Origin of the sequence: Endozoicomonas sp. ONNA1 (genome assembly GCF_024606325.1) — a bacterium.
Lineage (GTDB): Bacteria > Pseudomonadota > Gammaproteobacteria > Pseudomonadales > Endozoicomonadaceae > Endozoicomonas_A.
Window position 1 is genome coordinate 21,416 of record NZ_JAHHPN010000201.1, and the last position, 6,000, is coordinate 27,415.

The 6,000-nt window shown below is 44.8% G+C and carries 7 protein-coding genes; 2 read left to right on the top strand and 5 right to left on the bottom strand.

Annotation, left to right across the window (positions count from 1 at the left end):
- Window positions 1-56 precede the first annotated feature (56 nt).
- Window positions 57-2,288: a TonB-dependent receptor gene (locus KDK19_RS04770; RefSeq protein ID WP_257253045.1), complete on the top strand. Its 2,232-nt coding sequence runs from the start codon at window positions 57-59 to the stop codon at window positions 2,286-2,288.
- A 32-nt stretch (window positions 2,289-2,320) separates the two neighbouring features.
- On the opposite strand, the gene KDK19_RS04775 is transcribed toward KDK19_RS04770, so the two are convergent.
- Window positions 2,321-3,064 (bottom strand): LrgB family protein, encoded by a 744-nt coding sequence (locus tag KDK19_RS04775; RefSeq protein WP_257253048.1) that lies wholly within the window; start codon window positions 3,062-3,064, stop codon window positions 2,321-2,323.
- Window positions 3,040-3,417: a CidA/LrgA family protein gene (locus tag KDK19_RS04780; RefSeq protein WP_257281191.1), complete on the bottom strand. Its 378-nt coding sequence runs from the start codon at window positions 3,415-3,417 to the stop codon at window positions 3,040-3,042. Before KDK19_RS04780 ends, KDK19_RS04775 begins: the two co-directional genes overlap by 25 nt.
- A gap of 43 nt (window positions 3,418-3,460) precedes the next feature.
- Between KDK19_RS04780 and KDK19_RS24290 the strand changes: the two genes are divergently transcribed.
- Window positions 3,461-3,703 (top strand): hypothetical protein, encoded by a 243-nt coding sequence (locus KDK19_RS24290; RefSeq protein ID WP_368736437.1) that lies wholly within the window; start codon window positions 3,461-3,463, stop codon window positions 3,701-3,703.
- 50 nt (window positions 3,704-3,753) lie between these two features.
- Here KDK19_RS24290 and KDK19_RS04785 read toward each other — a convergent pair whose 3' ends face one another.
- The 3 genes from KDK19_RS04785 to KDK19_RS04795 all read right to left on the bottom strand — a co-directional run bounded on the left by KDK19_RS04785 (window position 3,754) and on the right by KDK19_RS04795 (window position 5,931).
- Entirely contained in the window at window positions 3,754-3,984 is a 231-nt protein-coding gene (locus KDK19_RS04785; RefSeq protein ID WP_257253053.1) for a hypothetical protein, read from the bottom strand.
- Between the two features lie 75 nt (window positions 3,985-4,059).
- The gene (locus KDK19_RS04790) at window positions 4,060-4,755 is read right to left on the bottom strand and encodes a hypothetical protein (RefSeq protein ID WP_257291455.1); all 696 of its coding nucleotides are present in this window, start codon (window positions 4,753-4,755) and stop codon (window positions 4,060-4,062) included.
- A gap of 510 nt (window positions 4,756-5,265) precedes the next feature.
- Window positions 5,266-5,931 (bottom strand): hypothetical protein, encoded by a 666-nt coding sequence (locus KDK19_RS04795; RefSeq protein WP_257253056.1) that lies wholly within the window; start codon window positions 5,929-5,931, stop codon window positions 5,266-5,268.
- Window positions 5,932-6,000: the final 69 nt, after the last annotated feature.

Here is a 6,000-nt window from a genome sequence, read left to right on the forward strand (position 1 = left end):
AAACAATAACAAGGATCTAATGAGAATGATAATCAAGAACAGGGAAACCCCAGATAATGAAGACTAATAAAACGCCTCTTGCTATCGCCATAACCATGACGTTGGGAAGTCAGAGTGCTTTCGCAGAAGCCGACGATTCCGTGACCCGGCTGGAAGAAGTTGTTGTTACTGCTTCCCGCTCTGAAGCCAGCATTTCTGACGTCTCCGGGACCGTTCAGATCATCAGCGGAGAAGCATTGGCCCGGCAGAGCGTGCCCGGTCAGAAACTGGCTGATATTCTTGAACAGCTGGTACCTGGCTTTGGTCCCGGCACTCAGACGGTGACCGACAGAACTCAAAGCGTCCGTGGTCGTAAGGCTCTGGTTTTGATTGATGGCATCGCTCAGACCGAGAACCGTCAGATCAGCCGCCAGCTCAGCATGATCCGCCCTGAAAACATTGAACGCATTGAAGTGATTTCCGGTGCCAGCGCTATTTATGGCGGTGGTGCTACCGGAGGTATTATCAACGTGATCACCCGTAAGCCAGCCGATTACGACATTCAGTTTGCTTCTGAAGCAGGCATCAAAGTCTCCGGTGACGAGCTGAGCAGCTATACCCTGAATCAGAGTATCAGTGGCAGTAATGGTGATTTTGATTACCTGTTCAGTGGTACTTACGAGAGCCGTGATGGCATTTTTGATGCTGACGGTGACCGCGTTAATCCTGACCCATCTCAGGTGAGCCGAAGCGATACCGATACTAAAGATGTTCTGGTGAAACTGGGTTATGACTTCAACGCGGAACAGCGTCTGGAGGCAACACTGCAATATTTTGATGATCAGATGGATTCTGATTACGCGCCAGACATTTCCTCTCTGATCAGCGGAGATGCTGCTGACGCACCCCCACCAGTTAAAGGGTTACAATTGGAAGATCAGCCTTACAGCAAGAGAAATTCCATTGATCTGGTCTACAGTGATGCTGACTTTTTGGGCAATAATTTCCAGTTGCAAACCTACTATCGTGAGCGTGATGCGAGGTTCTTCCCCTACCCGAATATATTAGTTGGCTCCACGATATTGCCCGGCACTACTTTTCTTAATCAGTCGACGTCTACCTCAGAGGTTTATGGTGTGAAGCTGCTTCTGGACAGAGAACTGACCGATACGTTCAGAATCTCCTACGGGGTTGATTACGATGTAGATAAAGGCGAGCAAAGGGGACAATTGCACGATCTACAGAAGTACATTGACAGTGGCGGCACGATCATTGAACCCACAGGATCTTCCTATGAATACGGTCCGGATGTCGATGCCACTACTCTCGGGTTATATCTGCAGACCGCCTGGGATATCACTGAACAACTGACAATGAATGCCGGTGTTCGTCACGAGCGCGCTGAACTGGATATCGCTGACTACACCCCGTTGGCAGAAACCTGGCTTTTGCCTATTTATGCTCCCGGAGCGGATGTAACCGTATTAGAGGGCGACGTCAGGAAGTATGACGCTACTCTATTTAACGTTGGTCTGGTTTATCGACTGAATGACAGCAACGAAGTGTTCGCTAACTATTCTCAGGGCTTTGAAGTCCCGGATGCTTCAAGGATTCTGAGGGATGTTATTTCACCTGACAGCGCTCTGACCATATTACCTCTGCCGTTGAATCCTACCGATATATCACAAGCGAATCTGGATGCCATCAAGACTGACAGCTATGAGCTGGGCTGGCGTGGACGCTTTGATGACCTGCTGGCCAATGCCTCTGTCTTTTATAACGAGTCTGATAAAACCATAGACTTTAATGAAAATTACAATGTGGACTTGCTGGATCAGAAAAAAAAGGTCTACGGCTTTGAAGGCTCTTTGGAATACTTCGTCAATGATTACTGGAGTGTCGGTGGCAGCTATGCCTTTACAGAAGGACGCAGCTACTACGAAGAAGTGGGGAAATGGCTCGACCTGCAGGCAGCCGACGTATCCCCGGAAAAGTATGTGGCCTTTGTCTCCTACGATCAGGCAGATATGAATGTACGTCTACAGTCGACAACCTTTGCCGATTACGACAAGGGTAAGAAGGTGTCCGGTGGTAATATCAAAAGTTATGAGGTTGATGGTTATACCACCCTTGATCTGCTGGCTTCCTTCGCTATGCCAGTGGGCACTCTGAAAGCAGGGATTACCAACCTGTTGAATGAAGACTACGAAACGGTCTACAGCCAGTGGGCAGGAGACACCTACAATGGCATTAGTGCTCATAAGGCAGAAGGTCGTGCTTACACACTGAGTTATCGAGTGGAGTATTAAGCAGAAAAAGCGGCCGGGCAAAACCCGGCTGTTTAATTCAACCAGCCAAGAACCCAGGGTACCAGCCAGGGAGCCATCAGGGCACTGATACTGGCAGAAAGTACTAACGCCAGCGCGCTATAGGCGCCTTCCTTCAATGAACTTTGTACCATCCTCGCAGTGCCCAATGCATGGCAGGCCGTGCCCATGGCGATACCTCTGGCTTTGGGATCAGTGATTTTCAATAATGAGAGTAGTGGCAAGCCAAAAATAGCACCCATCAAGCCCGTCAGGATCACAGCGATAGCGGCAAGAGAGGGGACACCGTTCAGGTTATCCACAATCAACACAGCAATCGGTGTTGTGACCGATTTGGGAGCCAGAGAAAGAGCGACCTGACCATCGGCACCCGCCAGGACCGCCAGTATAACTGTGCTGACAAGGGCAAAAAGGCTGGAGACAAAAACCACCAGAATCACACCGGTCAGCTCCCGATGAATATCTCTCATCTGTTGATAAAGAGGCACTCCCAGAGCGACAACCGCGATGCCAAGCAGATTGCTTAGCCAGTCACCTCCTTGTTCGTAGTCGGAGTAAGGAATGTTTCCGACAAGAAGAATACCCACGACTACCAGAATGCTGACCAATAATGGATTGAGCATTGAATACTTGAAACGATTATGAAGCTGCCAGGCCGTCAGGTAGACTACCACCGTCATAGAACAATAGAGCAGGCCCTTCATCGGAGTGATCGTAACTATCGGGAACAAGGTCATTGTCGGGTACGCTCCAGCCATTGAAACAACCAACCGGAAACGGCCATAACCAACACTGTCCCCAGCAGACTGGTCAGCAGAAGAGCACCAAGGCTGCTGGCCAGCAGGTTCAGCTGATCGACGACACCGACCCCGATGGGCACAAATAACAGGGACATCCAGCGAATTATAAAACCGGCACCCGTTTCAACCCAGGACAGTCGAATCAGGCCACTGCCCAGCAGGGCTGCCAGAAGCAGCATTCCGATAATACTGCCCGGAAGGGCATGATTGATCCAGACGCTGAGCAGATCGCCTGCCCACAGACAGGCCATCAGAATAATGACACTGCTTAGCCAGGCTGCCATACGTTGGCATACAAAGGCTATTTTCACTAAAAAACTCCGCTATGATACTTAACCACGAGCCTCTAGCAGCCTGTCGGACTTAAGGCCGTCCTACTGCGGTTCTGAACAGGAATACTTCGATATTCATCTGGATGAGAAAACCGCACACCTGGCCGGGGCGGGTGATGCAGTCTGTGCTTTTGTTAATGACGCTCTCAGTCGGCCAGTTCTGAGTGTCATCGCGGAGTATAATATCAGACTTCTGCTCATGCGCTGTGCCGGATTTAACAATGTTGATCTGGATACGGCAAGAGAGTGGGTATCCCAGGGCTGAAGGGCGCACAGTATGTACGTCTCAGCCGAGCGTGCTGTTAGGTGTCGTGGTTATTTTTGGAAGTGGTTTACAATGACAGCCAGAGTGTCTTCAATCTTGTCAAAACGTTCACGATTTTCTTGCTGGTTAGCGTCAATCTTTTCATTAAGTGACTCAATAGATATTTCCTGCCGTGCGCTGTGCAGGTACAGCTTCCTAATATCGTCCTGTGAGTTTTTTATACTGACCTCTATGCGACTGATGGCATTCCAGAAATCGTCTGTGTCTTTATCGTGGTTCATGCGTACACCTTATGATTATTTCTTGTGCGTTGAGCATAGCAGACAATAAGAGATGGCACAGAGACACCTAACACCTTATTTTAACGGCAATTTCTTCGGCAGATAATCCAGAAAAAGCGGAACAACAATCCTGATACAGTCGGTTGATCCTGGTGATGTACTATTAATGGGAATATATCTTCCACAGGCATCTTTTTTATAACCAAGGAAATGAAGTTTCTCGTTAAACAACTGTTCCTTTTTACTTTCATCGATCTCAGTGATTCCATAAAATTCGGTACTTGATTTGAAAGTGCTTGACTGTTTTAGAAAAGTATTTGTATAGACTTGTAATATCCTAACCTTTTCCTGATCATTAGATGAGTGACATTGGTTAGAGATTGATGCAACATCATGATTGCTGGCATGAGTCACGGTAATTAAATAGTTTGATGGTAAAAGTGACTCAATTTTATCGTCTTTTTCAGTTTCCTTTTCTCTTTCAATCACCTTGCGACTTCCATCTAACAAGATTGATGTTAGCGTTATTACCTGAGAAGAAAAATCAATTAATATTTTTTTCGTTATAGCATCAGGATTCAGCTCATTGAATAAGTCATACTCATACAGCAGATTTGAACTTTCATCCAAAAATTTGATATTCACTTCATAATCATATGGGTCATTGATCTGAAAAAAAAACCTGTTATCAACACAAATAGAATCATTCTCTTCTGAACAAAACCCCGCCGTGGCGATAACCAGCACCACCCCAAAAAAAATAGTTTTCATTTTTATATAATCCTTATTAATTAAATCCTCTGGCAAATGTAGTAGAAAAGATTAAAAATTCAAGCATTCACGAAAGAACCGTTCACATCATTATGGCTCGCTTGTTAATTAGTGTTGTAAAACTCCTGGCGTTAAAGGCCGGATTAGCGAGATATGACCTATCCGGCTGGCCCGGGACAGTAGAATCAGACCACAGCCCATTACGGCTGCCATACGTTTACACAGAAAGGCTATTTTTATTAAAAAACTCGGCTTTGAAGCTTAACCAGGAGCCTGTAGCTCATGGTCGCTTACTGCTCATGCCAGTAAAAAAGGTATCTGAACCGTTCATGAAAATCTGTATCTGTAATACAAAAAACACGATCGTGAATTTTTTGATCAGTACAATGCCGACTACGGCAAGAGAGTGGGTATGACAGCAAATAGCAGGTGGAAAATGCTTTTTCAATACAGTGGTTTTACAGTGACGAGGCAGATAACCTGCCTACCGCCCACTGTTTTATTAGTCGGTTAATTCATAACCGGAACAACAATCCCGGCACAGTCGGTTGATCTTGGTGATGTACTGTTAATGTGAATATATCTTCCACAGGCATCTTTTTTATAGCCATGCAAACGAAGCTTCTCGTTAAGCAACTGTTCCTTTTTACTTTGATCTATCTCAATGATTTTAAAAAACTTGTTATTTGATTCAAAAGTGTTTAACTGGTTTATAAAAATATTTGTAAAGGTTTGTAGTATCTTAACCTTTTCCTGATCATTAGGTGAATAACATTGATTAGAGATTAATCTAACATCATGATTTCCGGCATGAGTTAAGGTAATTAGATAGCTCGATAGTAAAAGTCCTTCAATTATATCGTCTGTATAACTTTCCATCTCTGTGGCTATAACCTTGCTATTTCTATCTAACACGATTGTTTTTATCGTTGTTACCTGAGAAGAAAAATCAATTAATGTTTTTTTCTTTATTGCATCAGGGTTTAACCCATTGAATAAGTCATGCTCATATAGCAGACTTGAACTTTTATCCAAAAATTTGATATTCACTTCATAATCATCCGGGTCATTGATTTGGAAAAAAAAACTGTTGCCAACACAAATAGAATCATCCTCTTCGGAACAAAATCCAGCCATAGCGATAACCAGCATTACCCCAAAAAAGATAGTTTTCATATGATTTCTATTAACCAATAAAACCCTCTGACAAAGTTAGTAGAAAAGATTAAAAATTCAATCATTCAC

Excerpts from the sequence above, each read along its gene's own strand:
- KDK19_RS04770 (WP_257253045.1), top strand. The coding sequence starts at position 57 with ATGAAGACTAATAAAACGCCTCTTGCTATCGCCATAACCATGACGTTG.
- KDK19_RS04785 (WP_257253053.1), bottom strand. The coding sequence starts at position 3,984 with ATGAACCACGATAAAGACACAGACGATTTCTGGAATGCCATCAGTCGC.
- KDK19_RS04775 (WP_257253048.1), bottom strand. The coding sequence starts at position 3,064 with ATGGCTGGAGCGTACCCGACAATGACCTTGTTCCCGATAGTTACGATC.
- KDK19_RS04795 (WP_257253056.1), bottom strand. The coding sequence starts at position 5,931 with ATGAAAACTATCTTTTTTGGGGTAATGCTGGTTATCGCTATGGCTGGA.
- KDK19_RS04790 (WP_257291455.1), bottom strand. The coding sequence starts at position 4,755 with ATGAAAACTATTTTTTTTGGGGTGGTGCTGGTTATCGCCACGGCGGGG.